14 protein-coding genes are annotated in these 17428 nt (G+C 39.9%); 7 read left to right on the top strand and 7 right to left on the bottom strand.

Features of this window, described 5'->3' with window-relative positions:
- Positions 1-99 precede the first annotated feature (99 nt).
- The 3 genes from CSQ79_RS21380 to CSQ79_RS21370 all read left to right on the top strand — a co-directional run bounded on the left by CSQ79_RS21380 (position 100) and on the right by CSQ79_RS21370 (position 2889).
- Complete coding sequence (locus tag CSQ79_RS21380; RefSeq protein ID WP_099703143.1) at positions 100-1212, top strand: GNAT family N-acetyltransferase; 1113 nt, start codon at positions 100-102, stop codon at positions 1210-1212.
- 22 nt (positions 1213-1234) lie between these two features.
- On the top strand, positions 1235-2002 hold the full coding sequence (locus tag CSQ79_RS21375; protein WP_099703142.1) for a class I SAM-dependent methyltransferase: 768 nt from the start codon (positions 1235-1237) through the stop codon (positions 2000-2002).
- Between the two features lie 245 nt (positions 2003-2247).
- A complete protein-coding gene (locus CSQ79_RS21370; RefSeq protein WP_099703141.1) occupies positions 2248-2889 on the top strand; it encodes a sugar transferase in 642 nt (213 codons plus the stop codon).
- Positions 2890-2913: 24 nt separating this feature from the next.
- On the opposite strand, the gene CSQ79_RS21365 is transcribed toward CSQ79_RS21370, so the two are convergent.
- Complete coding sequence (locus tag CSQ79_RS21365) at positions 2914-3765, bottom strand: hypothetical protein (RefSeq protein ID WP_289501400.1); 852 nt, start codon at positions 3763-3765, stop codon at positions 2914-2916.
- Between the two features lie 242 nt (positions 3766-4007).
- On the opposite strand from CSQ79_RS21365, the gene CSQ79_RS21360 reads away from it, so the two are divergent.
- Complete coding sequence (locus CSQ79_RS21360; protein ID WP_099703140.1) at positions 4008-5135, top strand: DegT/DnrJ/EryC1/StrS family aminotransferase; 1128 nt, start codon at positions 4008-4010, stop codon at positions 5133-5135.
- A 5-nt stretch (positions 5136-5140) separates the two neighbouring features.
- Here the strand turns inward: CSQ79_RS21360 and CSQ79_RS21355 are convergent, their stop codons facing one another.
- Positions 5141-7333: a GumC family protein gene (locus tag CSQ79_RS21355; RefSeq protein ID WP_099703139.1), complete on the bottom strand. Its 2193-nt coding sequence runs from the start codon at positions 7331-7333 to the stop codon at positions 5141-5143.
- Positions 7334-7446: 113 nt separating this feature from the next.
- A complete protein-coding gene (locus CSQ79_RS21350; RefSeq protein WP_099703138.1) occupies positions 7447-8736 on the bottom strand; it encodes a hypothetical protein in 1290 nt (429 codons plus the stop codon).
- A gap of 261 nt (positions 8737-8997) precedes the next feature.
- Between CSQ79_RS21350 and CSQ79_RS21345 the strand changes: the two genes are divergently transcribed.
- Positions 8998-9477: a hypothetical protein gene (locus CSQ79_RS21345; protein WP_099703137.1), complete on the top strand. Its 480-nt coding sequence runs from the start codon at positions 8998-9000 to the stop codon at positions 9475-9477.
- A 139-nt stretch (positions 9478-9616) separates the two neighbouring features.
- On the opposite strand, the gene CSQ79_RS21340 is transcribed toward CSQ79_RS21345, so the two are convergent.
- On the bottom strand, positions 9617-9964 hold the full coding sequence (locus tag CSQ79_RS21340) for a hypothetical protein (protein WP_099703136.1): 348 nt from the start codon (positions 9962-9964) through the stop codon (positions 9617-9619).
- A 150-nt stretch (positions 9965-10114) separates the two neighbouring features.
- Here CSQ79_RS21340 and CSQ79_RS21335 point away from each other — a divergent pair, with 150 nt between their 5' ends.
- Positions 10115-11845 carry a hypothetical protein gene (locus CSQ79_RS21335; protein ID WP_099703135.1) on the top strand — a complete coding sequence of 577 codons (1731 nt, stop codon included), beginning with the start codon at positions 10115-10117 and terminating at the stop codon, positions 11843-11845.
- 7 nt (positions 11846-11852) lie between these two features.
- Positions 11853-13445 carry a glycosyltransferase family 39 protein gene (locus CSQ79_RS21330; protein ID WP_099703134.1) on the top strand — a complete coding sequence of 531 codons (1593 nt, stop codon included), beginning with the start codon at positions 11853-11855 and terminating at the stop codon, positions 13443-13445.
- A gap of 43 nt (positions 13446-13488) precedes the next feature.
- Here CSQ79_RS21330 and CSQ79_RS21325 read toward each other — a convergent pair whose 3' ends face one another.
- From CSQ79_RS21325 to CSQ79_RS21315, 3 genes are all read right to left on the bottom strand, one after another.
- Complete coding sequence (locus CSQ79_RS21325) at positions 13489-14196, bottom strand: M15 family metallopeptidase (protein ID WP_099703133.1); 708 nt, start codon at positions 14194-14196, stop codon at positions 13489-13491.
- Positions 14197-14247: 51 nt separating this feature from the next.
- On the bottom strand, positions 14248-15858 hold the full coding sequence (locus CSQ79_RS21320; protein ID WP_099703132.1) for a malectin domain-containing carbohydrate-binding protein: 1611 nt from the start codon (positions 15856-15858) through the stop codon (positions 14248-14250).
- A 113-nt stretch (positions 15859-15971) separates the two neighbouring features.
- Positions 15972-17024 (bottom strand): WD40 repeat domain-containing protein, encoded by a 1053-nt coding sequence (locus tag CSQ79_RS21315; protein WP_099703131.1) that lies wholly within the window; start codon positions 17022-17024, stop codon positions 15972-15974.
- Between the last annotated feature and the right edge of the window lie 404 nt (positions 17025-17428).

Genomic DNA, 17428 nt, shown 5'->3' with positions numbered 1-17428 from the left:
GTAGTAATTCATGGAAACTACGTACATGTAATTAGTTAAAATATTTACACCTTGAGAGGAAATTTAAAATTGCTGTAATAGACCTGAGGGAATTATGACATGAAAAGCTGCCACAAAGCTCAATCCATAGACACTCTTTCCTCAAACGAACCTATTTGTCAAGTCCTTGATTTACAAAATCCTTTGTGGCAACAAGTGTTAAGCAGATTACGCCACGACATTTATCATCTCCCTGCATACGTAGCTTTAGAAGCACAAAGAATCAAAGCCATTCCTGAAGCTATTCTCATTACTAAAGACGACAAAGTTTTCTTTGTTCCCTATTTATTGCGCTCTTGTGACGATCTATTGCCAACTTCTCAGACTCAGATTGAGCTTTTTGATGTTATTTCTCCTTACGGCTATCCAGGAATTTTATTAAACGAAGCAGCCAATAACCCAGATTTTCTCAATTTTGCCATCAATGAGTTTACGCATCAGTTATCTAGAAAAAATGTTTGCTCAGCTTTTCTAAGACTGCATCCTTTACTCAATCAAAATTTAAGTGAGTATCCGTATAGCAAAATCAATGGTGAAACTGTTGCAGTTGATTTAAGATTATCACTTGCTGAAATCTGGAGTCAAACTAGACCAGAACATCGTAATAAAATCAACAAATGCAAACGCGCTGGTATGATAGCCAAAATAGTCCCGTTCGTAGCATATATTGATGATTTTATTGATATTTATGAGCAAACAATGGATCGTGTAGGGGCAAGCTCATCCTACTACTTTGATAAGAGTTATTTTATCCAATTATCGCAAGCTCTCAAAAATCAACTTCACTTGTGTATTGTTGAATTAGACAATGAAATCATTTGTAGTGGTTTATTTACTGAGGCTTGTGGCATCGTTCAATATCACTTGGGTGGCACAAAATCAGCATTTCTCAAACAAGCACCGAGTAAACTCATGTTTGACTATGTCCGCACTTGGGCTAAAGAACGCAACAATGAGTTTTTACACCTTGGTGGCGGTGTTGGCAGCGCAAAAGATAGCCTTTTTCATTTCAAAGCTGGTTTTTCTAAACAGACACAGACGTTTTCAACGATCCGCTTGGTTGTAAATAAAAAAAAATACCACAATTTAGTTCAAAAACGTGCAGCAGAATTAAATATTTCTTTTGAAGAACTACTGAACTCTGAATTTTTTCCTGCTTATCGTTGCAGTTAAATAGCAAACTACTAACGAAATCATGTCAAAAGTTAATAATAAACACATATACAGCACAGCAGAATTTGATGCCTGGGCATATGGGGTAAATCTGCTTGATGAGGAAAAGTATTTAGTTGATACTTACTTAGATAAAGAAAGAAAAACGTTGGAAGCAGGTACTGGTGGTGGCAGAATTCTCTTGGAAATGGAGAAAATGGGCTTTAACTCTCTTTATGGCTATGACTATATGCCTGAGTATATTGAACAAGCTCAACAAAAAAATCCTAATTCTAAAATTAGTTTTGAAGTTCAAGATGCAACTCAGTTAGAATATACAGATTCTAGCTTTGAGCAGATAATTTATTTACAGCAGATTGTTAGCTCAATTGAAACTGAAGTAGGACGAAAAAAAGCAATTCAAGAAGCTTATCGAATTTTAAAAAGAAAAGGTATCGCTTTATTCTCGTTTTTATACCTCGAATCTAGACTTCAGAATCCAGTCTACTTACCATTCTTGATGTATCTCAGAACAACAAGAAAGTTACGCGGATCAAGCCTAACACTGAACTATCTACCTTGGCTTAAACTTGGCGGAAAGCCTAACTGGAAGGCACTTTGCGATCGCGCACCTTATATGTATTGGTATAGACTACACGAAGCGATTTTAACATTAACATCTGTAGATTTTACAATCCTAGCACTTGGCTCAAGTTATCAACTTCAACAACAGCAAATGCTTGAATCTTTTGATGGTTTAGCGCATCAGCCCATCGCAGGAATGCTTTACTGTGTTTGTCAAAAGACTTGATCGGCAAAGTTACCAAAGTAAAAATTAATAGAACTTGGGTAAAACCTCTTTGAAACTCTTGTTCTTTTATGTCTACCCTACGAGAAGGCTACGCCAATGTGATTCGTTTTTTGTGTTTTACTTAAGTGTTGATTAAATTAAATGTGTAGTAGGCATTTTAAGGTATCTTACCTAAACCTGATTTTGGCTCAAAACTAAGATAAACTAATTCTTTAGGGAAAATAAAAATTTTCTGATGGGTGCTAATGAATAGCAAGTTGAGCTGCTTGGTAAAATCTTTCTTAGACAAAACTACAGCAATCATCGCTCTAAGTCTGTTCTCTCCGATTATGTTAGGAGTTGCGATCGCTATTGCCACGCAAATTGGACGACCAGTTTTTTTCACACAACAGCGTCCTGGAAAAGATGGCAAAATTTTTAATTTCTATAAGTTTCGTTCGATGACCAATGATTGTGACGCGCAAGGTAACTTACTTCCTGACGAACAACGGCTAACGCCAATAGGACAATTTATCCGTTTCACAAGTTTAGACGAACTTCCACAATTATGGAACGTCCTTAAAGGTGATATGAGTATTGTTGGTCCACGCCCTTTACTGATTCAATATCTTGAACGCTATACTCCCGAACAAGCACGTCGTCATGAAGTCAAGCCAGGTATTACTGGCTTGGCACAAATCAACGGACGCAATGCCCTAGGCTGGGAGGAAAGATTTAAACTCGATGTTTGGTATGTTGATCATTGGAGCTTGTGGCTCGATCTTAAAATTCTTGGGCTAACAGTGTGGAAAGTTTTACAACGTGAGGGTATTAGTCAACAAGGTTATGCTACGTGTGAAGAATTTAAGGGCAGTTGGTCAGAAAACTACAACTTAGAAGAGCAATAAGGATAGTGCGATCGGGTAAAAGTACTAATATTCATGTCCAGTCAAGCGATAGTATACGTGAGGATGCCGCCGCTGAATATAGCTGCCAATGATTGAATTTAAAAACACTTGAGCTGGAATATGTTTGACAGGAAAACCTATACCATCCTTATAGGTACATAATGCTTGATCTTCGCGCGAATGTAAACCATTAACAACCTCACGAATATTGCCACTGCGACGACAAATTTGGATGAACTCATAAACTAGTCCACTGTTAATGTTAGTCGTCAACACCTCAGTTGCGACATACAGATTTTCAAAGTAAGCTGTTCCATCAACAGCATAGCCACTAATATATCCACCTAGCTGATTGCCAATCATACCAGCTAGAACTAACCGATGTTTGGAATCAATGTAGTTGGGAAGACTTTTGAGATATTCCTGTTTTGAAGGTGCTTCCAAGTATTGAGTTCGCTTTGCTGCTGAGAGAACAACTTCAAATCCCTGTTGCTCTAATATTTCTGTACTAGTAAGTTCCACGATTTTGACCCGCTTCTGACATCGACGAAGATTATGTCTACGATTTGATGAAAAGTTTTGCATATCGTAGCTATCAAGATCGGATAAAAGGTGAACTGGTATTGAACCATTAGCAACTGCGATATCAGTCTTACCTAAAGCTGCCCGAAATCCCCAACATAATTGTGTTGGCTTTGTTGCCTGATCAGCACTCAAGCGAGCTAGCAAATGGATGGGTTGATAAAAACCAGGACGTATCCTTTCCCAATAACGACCACTATGCGAGATGATGTGAAACCCCTGTTGGCGACGCCAGCTTGCCATTTCCGCTTCGGTCATTGATTCTATCACCGGTTGAGTTGCTCGTGCTTGCACTTATCTGTCCTACGATTGCTTGTATTGCCTATCATAGACTTTAAGCTTTTCCAATAAGATTTTAGATGAAGAATGTGTTTGTCTCACATCTTGTATTTCTCTGGCATTTCTATATAAGGAAGGATAGAAGTCTACCCTACCAACACATCAAATCACTGTAGGATGAGCTTTTTTGCCTATCCACTTTGTTCAAACCTATCTGATTCATTTGTTCAACTAGTCATACCCAATCGAGCCGAGTAGTGATTAAACCAATTCTCCTTTCGACCCCACACATGGGCGATCGCGAACTAGAGTTCGTGCAAGAAGCTTTTAAGACTAATTGGATTGCGCCTGTTGGTCCTCATGTTGACGCTTTTGAACAAGAGTTTTGTCAAGCAATTGGTGCAAGTCATGCAGCAGCAGTGAGTTCAGGAACCGCTGCTTTACATTTAGCATTACGCTTGATTGGGATTAAACCTGGTGATGAAGTCGTTTGCTCAACACTAACGTTTATTGCAACGGCAAGTCCAATTACCTACTTAGGGGCAAAACCACTATTTATTGACAGCGATCGCACTTCTTGGAACATGAACCCTGATTTGTTACGGGAAACTCTAGCCAAGCGATTGCATCAGGGGAAACTCCCTAAAGCCGTTGTTGTCGTTCATCTTTACGGACAAAGTGCCGATCTTGCGCCAATTGTAGAAGCTTGCAACGAGTACGAAATTCCGCTGATTGAAGACGCTGCTGAAGCCCTAGGTGCGACGTACAAAGGGCGATCGCCTGGAACGTTTGGGCACATTGGCATTTTTTCGTTTAATGGCAACAAAATTATCACAACTTCCGGCGGCGGGATGTTAGTATCTGAAGATGCTGATTTAGTCGCTAAAGCTCGTTTTTTGGCAACACAAGCCAGAGATCCTGCACCACACTACCAGCATTCTCAAATTGGCTATAACTACCGTCTAAGTAATGTTTTAGCAGGAATAGGACGCGGTCAATTGCGCGTATTAGCAGATCGAGTGACTGCACGACGGCACAATTTTGCAATTTATCAGCAAGAACTAGGTAAGTTACCAGGAATTGAGTTTATGCCAGAAGCAACATTTGGGCGGGCTACACGCTGGTTAACCTGTCTGACAGTTGATCCTGATGCTTTTGGCGTTGATCGCGAACAAATTCGTTTAGTACTATCACAGCAACAAATTGAAGTTCGCCCAGTCTGGAAGCCATTACACCTGCAACCTGTGTTTAGTGAATGCGATCGCATTGGTGGGGCGATCGCCGAAGACTTATTTGACCGTGGCTTGTGTTTACCATCAGGTTCAAATTTAACATCAGAAGATTTAACCAGAGTGATTCAAGCGATCGCCAATCTCCACCCTTGATAACTCTATTTACCTACTTTGGGCTGTACAACTTGTGGTGCGGAATTTGTCTTAACAGTGTTGTACTCTTGTGAAAAGTAGTAGTAGCTTTGGGGTTCGTTTTCAGGGACAACACCATTCACAACCAACCCTAAAATATTTTGGTTTGACTGTTGCAGAAACTGTTTAGCCAAAGCCGCATTATTAGCATCTGAGACTCCAGGGCGGACAACAAGCAATACTCCATCTGCCATTTTGCCTAAAATTGGTGCTTCAGCATCTACATTAATTGCGGGTGTGTCGATAATTGTGAAGTCGTAATCTTTGACAAATCGCCTCATCAAAGCTGCCATTTTCTGGGAATCGAGTAATGCAACAGGGTTAGGTGGTGTGACTCCTGCCGGAAGGACATCTAGATTAGGCATTGCGGATTTAATTGCTGTTCTAAATTCTGCTTCTCCAACTAAAAGATTACTTAAACCTGTTTGATGGGTTGTTTCCCAGACATGATGCTGTACAGGGCGATGCATATCCGCATCCACAAGTAAGACTCTTCTACCTGATTGTGCCATTGTTGCTGCTAAATTAGCTGCTACAGTCGATTTACCTTCTTTTGGTACTGCACTAGAAACAACAATAACTTTCAGTTCCTTGTCAGAACTCAGAAACCTCAGATTTGCCTGTAACATGCGGTACACAGCACTAAAAGGCGATCGCGGAGCATTTAACACCACAACTTCTGGAATCGTACGTTCCATTCCTTGGCGCAGGGCAGGTTTGTCTGATTTTTTAAAAGCTGGAATAATGCCTAACAATGGCAAACCATAAATTCTTTTCGCTTCATCAACTGTTTTCAGTGATTTATCTCGTGCTTCTAAAATATAAACTGTAGCTGCTGCGGCAAATCCACCTAGTAGTATTGCTGCCAAAATTGACAACTGACGAGAACCTACTGGTTCTGGAGGAACAAAAGCTGCTGAAATAATACTCGCGTTGCTTGCATTTTGATTTTCTGCAATTCGTGCTTCTTGATAGCGCTGTTGTAACAAGTTATATGTAGCTTGTGCCGTATCTCGTTCGCGTTCTAAATCTCCTTGTTGTTGTTCTAGTTGAGGAATACCATTGAGTTTTTGCGTGTAAGCTGTTTGTAGGTTTGATAAAGCTGTTAGTTGACTATTCAACCCTAGTCTTCTTGCCTCAGAACGTGCCAAGTCTTGAGTCAAGTTTTGCTCATAGGGACTCAGTTGTAAACCACGAATGTTTTGTGGCTGATTAGCACCAAAACTACTTTGAACTCGCTGTTGCAACAACCGTTCTAAATCAGCTTGTCTTGCTTCCGAAGACACAATACTAGGATGATCTGGCTGAAAACGTCCGCGATCTGTTGCTAGTTGTGACTCAACACGTTGAATTTCTGCGAGTAATTCTTGGACACCAGGTAACTGACTTGCCGCGGTAGCTGTACCTGCTTGTTGTAAGCCTCTACCAAGTTGTCTTTGTAGCAGTGCTGATTGTGCTTGTGCGTCTGCTAGCTGAGTTTGAATCGTATTAATTTGTCTTTGAATATCTGCAGATGTATCTACCGCAGTCCGTTTTTCTTCTGGCAGTGAGACAATGCGATTTTGTTCGCGGAAAGCACGTAAAGCTGATTCTCTTTGTTGTAAAGTTGCTCTCGCTTCAGGTAACTGCTCTTCAATAAATTTTCGCGCTGCTGCCGCTGCACTGCGGTTATTAACTATATTGTTCTCAAGATACGAAGTCATCAGAGTATTCACAACTGCTGCTGCTCGTTCTGGATTTTTATCTCTATAAGTTACTTGCAACACGTCAGTACCAGTAATATTTCTGACACTGAGTTGGTTGAGAAGCTGAGTTGGGGAGAGTGCTCTACCTTCTTGATCGCTCAGATTAAGTTTATTAATTGTATTTGTTGTAATGGGCGCAGATCGCATCACCTCTGCTTCAGTATCAAGGGGTGTGTTTTGATATTGCAAAGGATCTAACTGCCCTATTTCTGTTCCTAATCCTGTCAGTGAGGATGTTGGACTTGTTCTGCGAAATTGTAACTTTCCTTCAGCTACATAAGTTGGTTTTCGCATTAATAAACCCGCAGCAGTTAAGGCAAAAATGACACTAAAAACTATAGAAGCAGGCAACCACCGCCGCTTCAGCATCAGCCAGTACTGCTGGAAACCTGTAGAAGCATCCTTAGATTCCATAATTAACTTGTGAAAAGGTTTCCGTTGAACGTCGAAAATACCAAGTTACAACAATATTACCGCAATCATTCAGTAATTTTGGCTGTCACAAAAAAACAGAGCAATAGAGATTTTTATGAATCAGAGCGACGCAATCGACGTTGCCATTCTGCGTCTATTTTATCAGATGATTCTTGTTCTAAGAGATCTGTTTCGGTAGTATAAATTAAGTCTTCTTGAGTAATCACTGTATTCGCGCTAAATTGCTGAGCATAAGACATTTTTTGTTGTAAAGTCGCATCAGGATTGACTAAAGTTCCTGCTCTAAGTTGTCGCTGATGATTGCGATCGCTAATTTGACGATTCCGCCATTTGATCCAGAAATACCGTACCAGAGGAACTGCTAAAAACGCTGTACCATAGCCCAGCAGTAGCCAGTAAATACCTTGGGCAAACGCGACTAATCCTCCTAGTTCTGCAGCAACAGCACCATCGGCTAATAAAGAACCTAAAAACACAGCACCAACAAAATTTAACAAACCCAATCCTGCAGCTAAAGCGATTTGCCCAGAACTTGCAGCACTAAAGCGCCAGAGTGATTCTTGTAAATATGGTGCAACAGAACGCGATCGCCGTTGCAAGGCACTTACCTGTAATTCAGGAAAATGATACACTAATTGCCCTTGGGGGCTTACGACAGGTTGTCCGTTAAACCGAGTCAGCACAGGTAACATATAATCTTCATACTCTTGAGCGTAGCCTGTACCCACTTCATCAAGATACGGCGCAATTTGTTCGGCAACAACTGCACCCTGGTTATTGCGAATGATAGTTCCAATTGTTTGCCAGCGCTGTTCTTCTAAATCGGCGTTGGGATTGCCATCGCCAAACAAAAATGAGAAGATTGCTTCTAAAAAATTCAGTTCGCTGGTTTCACGCCGTCGCCGTTGATAGCGCGTACCATAGTCAGGATAAAAAAACCAATACCAATTAGGTCCAATCCAGAAGCGTGGCATATACATCATCCCACCACCAGAATGATCGCTGCGATTGTCATTGTCACGATTTGCCGCGCTAATAATAATGACAATACTCAGAAAAATAATCGCAATTGAGAGCAATAAAACAATACCAAAAGAAATCCGAATCAAATAAAATAAAACTCGCCAGACTTTTTGCCACCAAGCCTGTAGCCGTAACCGCCAAAATTTGTTTCTTAAAACTGTGTGGAGATTTTTGGGAAATTGGTAGACAATCTCACCAGACTCAGCAACTTGCATATGTCCGCCAGCTTCAGAAGCAAGCGTCAATAATCCTTGTTGTGCCAAGCTGACGTTTAATCCTGATTGAGTCGCAACGTCTCCAACAGTAACGCGGTAGCCCAGTTGTTCTACAGCTTGAATAATAGTAGGATTTGGAGCCATTCACACGCCCTCAGTCAAATCAATTGTGGATTCTTGATTTGGGATTGACCCTGCGGTACACAAAACCCTTGAGAAATCAGTATCCTTTCTTTAGTATAAGGTTCTAAGTTTTGGTCATTGAGTTGAGCGAGTGTTTATCCGAAAGCATGGCTAAGCGATCGCCTAACCACTTAAGTTAAAATTTATCTCTTGTGTTATGAGTACTGCTGCTAAAAACTACTAGACTCAGCAATACATATGAAGAATTTATTGTCAGCAACTATGGTTAAATACACCTTGCCTCAAAGTCCAGAAATTGTCCTCACCGTTTCCGGCAAAGACTCAGCGAAAGCGCGTGAGAAAGCGATGGATCAGCTGATGGAACTGATGGATGAAGGTAAACTTCCAACAGATCTTGCAGAAGGTTTTAGTTCTCAACAGCTAATTGAGTTAAAAGAATCAACCACAGAGACAGCAAGTGATGAAGATGCAGTAACGCAAGCGGTACAAGTTTTAAGCAATCTGGCTACCCTCAAACTAAAAGTGCAAGAGTCGCGAGATGAAGCGATGGCTGTTCGGACTGCTATTGATGTATTATTTACAGATAAGTCTGTCAGCGAAGCAGAAATTACTCGCATCAAAGAAGGCTTCAAAGCATTAAAAAACTTTGCACAAGTTAATCTTCGTTATCAAGAAGCAAGAGCAAAAGCTGAAGAAGCCCGCATTATCCTTGACCGCGCCTTGAAATCAGCAGAATCTTAGTAGATTAAGTTCTAAATTAAAATAATTCAGTGGGGTAAGCATCTTGCCTGCCCACCCACACCCCACAATGAGACTACTATCTGACATTTGACGAAGTTGACTGACTGGCTGCGTAATGATAGATAGTAGGTTGATTGTATTATTGAGTTCGTTTTTCTAACGCAGAAACGCGAGTTTCTAGTTGATTTACTTGTTGCTTTACTTCTACTACGAGCGTTGCTAATCGATCAAACATTTGGTCTTGACTTAATTGTGCTCTTGGTCCTGGTGGATTTGGTAGTGTAATTGGTGTTCTTGGTGACTGAACGCCACGCAATTGATTCAATTGGGCTTCGACACGGTTAAGTCGCGATCGCACACCTCTCAGATCTACTTCTAGGGCATTAATGCGAGATTGTGCTTGCGATGCAGCAGGATAAGCTAAGCTACTCCAAGTAAATACTACGGCGATCGCTGCAATACTGAGCAATATAATTTTTCTAAACATTTTTGAGTAAGATTTTTCATTGATCTGAAAAAGAGTATCCCTATTGACGAAAGTAGAATTCTCATAGACAATCGCTATACTTTATGATCTAGCTAAATGCCTTGCAGAAGTTAGAGATAAATTTATACTTGTTTACTAGCGATCGCGCTCATGCTAAGGCATCTGCATAAGCTTCTCATTCCACCACAAACAAATCAATTTAACACTCATACTAAATTCTGGTTTGGTCTTAGTCTAATTTTTGCCACTCTTTATGGCATTTTAGCGCTTCAGCACGCTTTTGGTAGTGAGTATATTGTGCAAGACGATGCGCGACAGCACGTTTTTTGGATGCGGCGGTTTTTAAACCCTGAATTGTTTCCTAACGATTTAATTGCTGATTATTTTCAATCTGTTGCACCATTAGGATACGCCTTCTTTTATCGCAGCTTCGCTTTATTAGGTATTGATCCGCTATGGTTGAGTAAAGTTTTACCTATTGTTTTAGGGTTAATTACTACAGCTTATAGTTTTAGTGTTTGCTTACAGCTATTACCAATACCGCTAACTGGATTTATCGGTTCAATCCTCCTCAATCAAAATTTGTGGATGCAAGATGGCTTAATTTCAGCTACACCAAAAGCTTTTATCTATCCACTATTTTTAGCATTTCTTTATTATTTTTTACGACGTTCTTTCATCCTTTGTTTAATTGCGATCGCACTATTAGGACTCTTTTATCCTTCGCTACTTTTCGTTTGTACTCTAATTTTATTGTTTCAAATTTGCCACTGGCGTCATGGGCAACTATATCTGTCACGTAATCGTCGAGATTATGTTTTCTGCATAGCTGGGATTGGAGTTGCTGTTCTTATACTATTGCCTTATGCGCTGCATACGAGTGAATTTGCACCTACAATTCCCATATCGACTGCAAGAACTTTACCTGAATTCTCACCAGGAGGAAGAAGTAGCTTTTTTAATCACGACCTTTGGGAGTTTTGGTTTAATGAAAGTCGTAGTGGTATTCGCTTGACTTCCGCACTAATGCCACCACTTGTTTATGCTGGAATTTTGCTACCAATTATGTTGTGGTATCCGTCGCTGTTTCCTTTAGCAACCAAGATCCGCCGTAATATTATTCTCTTACCACAGCTGTTACTTGCGTCATTGGTCATGTTTTTCATTGCCCATGCTTTGATATTTAAATTACATCTTCCCAGTCGTTACACCCAGCATAGTTTGCGGATCGTCATGATAATAGCTGCGGCGCTCGCCTTAACTTTATTGCTAGATACTCTATTGCGGCGATTTTTCGCTTCTCATCAAGGAATATTTTACTATTTAAAACATGTTTTCGCGTCTGCAATTGCCGTTGCATTAATATTCTATCCATGTACATTAAATAACTTTTTATGGACTGGTTATGTTGTTGGTAGTAGCCCTAGTTTATATCGGTTTTTCCAACAACAACCGCAAGATATTCTTATAGCTTCGCTAGCAGAGGAAACTAATAATTTACCTACCTTTGCTCAACGTTCTATTCTTGTTGGGAGCGAGTATGCAATACCTTATCATTGGGGGTATTATCGTCAATTTCGTCAGCAGACTCTTGACCTAATTCAAGCACAGTATAGTCAAGACTTAACAGACGTGCAAAAACTGATTCAAAAATATAATATAGATTTCTGGTTATTAGAAACAAATGCTTTTACTCCAGATTACATTGCAAGCAATCGCTGGATTCAACAATTTCAACCACTTGCTACAAATACAATTCAACAGTTACAACAAACAGTACCGGCTTTAAGTAATATCACTGCCCGATGTACTATTTTTGAAGTTGACAGGTTTGTAGTTTTACAAGCACAATGTATTCAAAAACAATCGTCACTAGATTAAAATCTAAATGAATGCCTATAAAACTCTACCCAATTATTTTAAGATTTTTCTTATTAGTGTATTAATTCTAGGCATATTCTTTAGGTTTTCCAATCTAGATAAAAAAGTTTATTGGATTGATGAAGTTCATACTTCTGTGCGCGTTGTTGGTTATAGGAAAACAGAGTTTGTCGATCAAGTACCAAGCGATCGCATTATCAATGTTAGAGATTTACAAGTATTTCAACGTTTATCTCCAGAAAAAGATTGGCTAGATACAATAAATGCTTTGGCTGGTAATGCAGAACATACACCAGCATACTATGCGATCGCTCGCGTTGCTATGCAAATCTTCGGTAGTTCTATCACAGTTACTCGCGGTGTTGCTGCTGTTATTAGTTTATTTGTGTTTCCCTGCATTTACTGGCTGTGTTTAGAGTTATTTACTTCGCCACTTGTGGGTGCGATCGCTATAGCATTAGTAGCGGTGTCCCCACTACACGTATTGTATGCCCAAGAAGCTAGAGAATATAGTTTACTCACAGTAACTACTTTACTTGCAAGTATTGCCTTGCTACGAGCTAATCGCCAAAAAACAAAGTCAAGCTGGGGAATATACGCTTTAACGGTAGCCTTAGGACTATACTCTCATCTAATCTTTATACTAGTATGTGTAGCTCATGGAACTTACTTGTTAGTTCAAGCAAGATTTCAGATAACCAAAAATTTTATTGCTTATATAATAGCTTCTTTAGCAAGCCTAATTACACTGATTCCCTGGATAATCTTATATTTTATTAATGCAAGTAGCATTGGTGAGTGGACAGCAAGAACAATTGGTGTTGACACGCTCATTAAAAGATGGTTATTAAATTTCAATGCTCTATTTTTTGATATAAAGTTTGGCTATAATAAAGTTCGTTTTTTTGATATAGAAAATGGCAATGATATTTTTCAATTTAGCTTTAGTGAACCTTTATTGTATTTAATTCCTTTAGTTATTGTTTTAGTATTATATTCATTTTATGTGTTATGTCGCAATACACCATTATCATGCTGGCTTTTTATATGGACATTAGTCATAATTCCTGCAAGTAGTTTGCTTATCCCAGATTTAGTATCTGGAGGACAACGTTCAAGTATAGCAAGATATTTGTTTCCCAGTTATCTTGGCATACAATTGGCTGTTGCGTATTTGTTTGCTAATCGGTTTACTACATCTTTTCAACATTGGCAACAAAAAGCGTGGCGTCTTATTTTGGTTATAGTGTTATCCGGTGGAATTTTATCTTGTATTATCATTAACCAAGCAGAAACTTGGTGGAATAAATATAGCAGCTACTATAATCCAGAAGTCGCTAATATTATTAATCAAACAAATCAACCTTTAGTTATTAGTAGTCAAAAACGAGTCAGTCGAATCACGTCTCTTAGCTATGAACTTGACACCAAAGTAAGTATCTTATTAGTAAGTGAGACTGAAATTTCTACAGATATCAGTCAATTTAGTGATATTTTCTTATTTAGACCAGAGGCAGATTTACTAGCAGCTCTTGAACAAAGTCCAAATTATAATTTAGAAATAATTCACCCTATCGGTCAACTTTGGAGAATCCGATAATTTCTAAAGTTTTTCTTGTTTCTCGGCGTAGCCAATAAGGTGCTTAATCCACACGACCATAACGTGCAACAATGGGATCGTTACAATTGGCTTGTGTTAGATACGCCCACATTTGATCTCCCAAGGAAAAATGCCACCATTCACTAGGATGACGTTGGAAGCCTGCAGAATGCATCACCTTAAATAGTATCTGGCGATGATGGTGATATTGTTGTGCCTCAGCACAAATACTAGTGGCATAGTAATCAGGATGCGATCGCTCTGATAATTCATCAATTGCAGAACCCATCTCAACATTCTCATTCATACTATTGACAAGTGTGACATCTACTGCTGCACCAGTACTATGTGGGGGTGGATAGCGCTTGTCTAAACTAGGTACTGCCCAAAGCTGATAAACTTGTTGCCAAATTTCTTGGCACTGAGACGCAGATAAACTATCTACTGACAACCCAGCAGTACGCGCAACTTGCCCGAACGTGTAATCTACCATAAATTGCTGCACAGCTACAGGGCGATAAGCATCAAAAATCAGAATTCGCCAAGCAGGATACTGTCTTTGTAGTTCAGTTTGAGCAGTAAGTAAAGCTGATACGACACTTTGACGTAAATAATAAGGAGAGCGATCGCCATAAACCGCTCCCAATTGCTGATAAGGATGGGGAGAAACCACCGCAAACTTTTCTAGAGGAATCGGAACAAGTGGTTCGTGACACTCTAAAATTGGAACTTGCTGATAAGGCTTCTCCATGTGGGTTTTAGTAAGGTAACTTAATTACGGGTAGGTAATTCCTTAGCTATATTAGAGCCGTAAGACTTCAATAGCAGAAATCAAAGGAAAGTCTTTTTCTGCTTTAAAAGTGAGAGTTAACTTGCCATCAGTAACTCTTACACCTCTAATTGCGACCATTGTTGCGTTTAAAGCACCACCAGCAGCTTTTGAGATGTCGTAGTTATTCATCACAAGTTTACCTTCTGCGAGGACATCAAACACGCGTCTACCAACACCACCAGGACCCCTACCAGGTGCACCCCAGTAGGTTTCGGCAAAATGTAATCGCACTTCAAGATTACTTGGATTGCTAACTGGGAGGTTAAAGTTAATCACGCGCGATGCTAGAGGAGTGTTATTGGCAATTTTCCCGCGATAAGTTTGGTAAAGCTTATCACTAGTTGTATTTGCGATCTGCACATTCCCAGCATTCTCTGCTTGTGCATTTGTTGGTGAAAACCAGCCTTTCCCTGTGTCAGAAGACCACACTTTACCTGTGCTATCTGTAAAAGAAGTGTTAGTTCCTACATTAATTCGATACAGAGTATTTCGCGTTTCTGGTTTGATGTTGCTGACTAAATAAACGTTGTCTTGATAATCGTAGTTAATTCCAGAGTAGTCCATTGCAACAATCCAAGTGTTGGGAATCACTTGTCCTTGGCGATCGCGAACTGCCCAAAAACGAACGTGATGACCACTAGGTCCAGGACTACCTTTTTGTTGGTCAATTAATTGATTATTTTTTGTTGGATCGCTCCACTCTTGGTCAATTTTAAAGCCAAAAGCTCCATTGGGAGTAAAAGAACCTCGTGCAGGTTGCACCAAATCTCGTTTACGTGGTAGCAGCGTTTGTCCATCAACACCTGTATGGGTAAAAACAACCTTAGTTGCGTCGCTACCTTTGCTATGCCAGAAAATTGTCGCAGTTTTATCTTGGGTATGATAAGCCGCTAATTGTCTCACAGTGACAGGTTGAGCAGCATTTGCCCGTTGCCAATAGGCGGAAAGAACTTCATCGCCTACTGCTTGTACTAAACCATTTTGATTGAGTTTTTGTCCAGGACCAGTCACTTTTGTTTGATAGCCAAAAACTCGCAAAATCTCATTTAGACTGGGTTCTTGATTACCTTCAGATACTGATTGCCAGAAACCCGAAAGTTGAATAACTTTGTTTGCCTCATCAGCATCGTTAGACTTGATGGTTAATGTCCCATTATGAATATTGCCACTCGTTGCTTTAAAGCGAACTCGTAAATCCAGCTGTCCTCCAGGAGCAACTGTCATGGGAACCTGAATATTATTGAGTAATTCCCACGGTCCTGTAATTGGTACGCCTGTGATTCTCAGAGGGCTAGTACCTAAGTTTTTGGTTCGCAGCGTAACTGTATCGTGAACTCCATTAGCAGGTGGGTCGCTCAAGCTACCAATACGACTAAAAACAAGGCGATCGCTATAAGGTACATTGTCGAGGTTTTGAATTTCAATTTCAGGACCACTTGCTGCAGCTTGAATTGAAGAATGCTGTCTTAAAGGTGAAAGTGTACTTAAAGCCTGCGACTCATTGAAACTGTTAGTGTACAGTGAGTTGCTATTCGACTCAAAAGACCCATTTAAAGTATCCGATTGATAGTTGAGCGTCATTGCAGACCTAGTAGGTTTAATAGAGGTAAAAATTTTACTTGCGATCCACCTAAAATCTTTACCATATTCAGGCAAGAAATATTCACAAAAATTATTTACCTAACGACTCACCGCTAACTTATAGAGCCAGTAGGAGAAACACGCCAAATCTTAATCGTGCGATCTTTACTAGCAGTAGCAAAATTTAGCCCATTCTGACTAAAAGCTACACTCGTGATTCCTTGAGAGTGATCGGCAAGATTGCGAACAACTTCTCCATTTTCCATATTCCACAGTCGAATAACTCGATCTTCACTCGCTGTTGCAAAAGTTTCGCCATCACCACTAAAGCTAATTGCTGTCACTTCTTTTTTGTGTGCAACTATAGTACGCCGAAGTTCGCCATTACTGGTATTCCAAAGTTTGACTTCTCCAATATTACTCCCACTAGCTAGGGTTTTATTGTCAGGACTAAAGGCAACTGTGTAGATTGGTCTTGCGTGTCCTGATAAAGAATGAAGTAACTTACCTGTTTTCATACTCCAGAGGTTTGCTCTTTGGCGAAAAGTACCAGTAGCAATCATTTCTCCATTTGGACTCATTGCGATCGCTGCTACGCCTCCATCATCTGTAATTGTCCGGAGAAGTTGTCCTGTTCTGATATCCCATATTTTGATGGTGCGGTCATTACTTCCACTCACTAAAATCACACCGTTAGGACTAAAGGCAATAGAACTTACCCAATCTTTGTGTCCGGCTAGCGTGCGGATGATTTTACCTGACTTGAGATCCCATAATTTGATTGTTTTATCACCACTTGCACTTGCTAAAATTTGGCTGTTTGGAGTGAATGCTACTGAACTAATCCAGTCTTTGTGCCCTGTCAAGGTGTATTGCAGCTTTTTGGCACCCAAATTCCAAACTTTCACAGTGCGATCGCCACTCCCACTAGCCAGAACTTGTCCATTGGGGCTAAATTTTACTGTGTATATTGGTCGAGCATGACCACCGCTAATTGTATCTACTGAGAGTTTCCCGCGCCACACATTTGCCGCTGCCAAGATATTTTGAGTCTGTAGCTGTTGATGTCTTGCTGTTAGCTGTGGTATTGCTGGTAGTGCAGATAACGGCATAACACTAAAATTTAATACTGGAAGCGCGGTAAACACAATTGCTTGTAAAGACATAGCTACCTTTTTCGGTGATTGCACAACTAACTGTATTAGCCTACCGAGGCTTTTGGCTATTCATCGGTTCAGTGTAAAACTCTCTGATTGAGAAAGCTAATCTAACGAATAGATTCCTGCAACCTAGCTTGAATTGTCGCAATTCATCAATTTAATGTATTTGACTTATTCCTAGCAAATTCAGCAGAAAATATTGTCATTTTATGTCAAAATTATTGTGGAAACTTACATCTCTTAATAGAACAAGCAAATTCTGAAAAGCTGTTATCCAAAATTACTAATGTTGACAAAATCCGATTTGTATGCGTAGCTACAAAAAAATGTACGTGTTTTTGCATATCACTCCTGATTATTAGGTGTTGCTGATTTGTAAATAGAGTATGCGAATAAAGCGCGTAGAAGCT

The sequence above is a fragment of the Gloeocapsopsis sp. IPPAS B-1203 genome, from assembly GCF_002749975.1.
GTDB lineage: Bacteria > Cyanobacteriota > Cyanobacteriia > Cyanobacteriales > Chroococcidiopsidaceae > Gloeocapsopsis.
Note: the sequence above shows the minus strand (reverse complement) of the source record. Positions and strands in the feature narration are given on the sequence as shown.

Bases quoted from the DNA above. Each gene is read 5' to 3' on its own strand.
- CSQ79_RS21380 (WP_099703143.1), top strand. From the start codon at position 100: ATGAAAAGCTGCCACAAAGCTCAATCCATAGACACTCTTTCCTCAAAC.
- CSQ79_RS21355 (WP_099703139.1), bottom strand. From the start codon at position 7,333: ATGGAATCTAAGGATGCTTCTACAGGTTTCCAGCAGTACTGGCTGATG.
- CSQ79_RS21320 (WP_099703132.1), bottom strand. From the start codon at position 15,858: ATGACGCTCAACTATCAATCGGATACTTTAAATGGGTCTTTTGAGTCG.
- CSQ79_RS21370 (WP_099703141.1), top strand. From the start codon at position 2,248: ATGAATAGCAAGTTGAGCTGCTTGGTAAAATCTTTCTTAGACAAAACT.
- CSQ79_RS21325 (WP_099703133.1), bottom strand. From the start codon at position 14,196: ATGGAGAAGCCTTATCAGCAAGTTCCAATTTTAGAGTGTCACGAACCA.
- CSQ79_RS21345 (WP_099703137.1), top strand. From the start codon at position 8,998: ATGGTTAAATACACCTTGCCTCAAAGTCCAGAAATTGTCCTCACCGTT.
- CSQ79_RS21375 (WP_099703142.1), top strand. From the start codon at position 1,235: ATGTCAAAAGTTAATAATAAACACATATACAGCACAGCAGAATTTGAT.
- CSQ79_RS21315 (WP_099703131.1), bottom strand. From the start codon at position 17,024: ATGTCTTTACAAGCAATTGTGTTTACCGCGCTTCCAGTATTAAATTTT.
- CSQ79_RS21350 (WP_099703138.1), bottom strand. From the start codon at position 8,736: ATGGCTCCAAATCCTACTATTATTCAAGCTGTAGAACAACTGGGCTAC.
- CSQ79_RS21340 (WP_099703136.1), bottom strand. From the start codon at position 9,964: ATGTTTAGAAAAATTATATTGCTCAGTATTGCAGCGATCGCCGTAGTA.
- CSQ79_RS21335 (WP_099703135.1), top strand. From the start codon at position 10,115: ATGCTAAGGCATCTGCATAAGCTTCTCATTCCACCACAAACAAATCAA.
- CSQ79_RS21330 (WP_099703134.1), top strand. From the start codon at position 11,853: ATGAATGCCTATAAAACTCTACCCAATTATTTTAAGATTTTTCTTATT.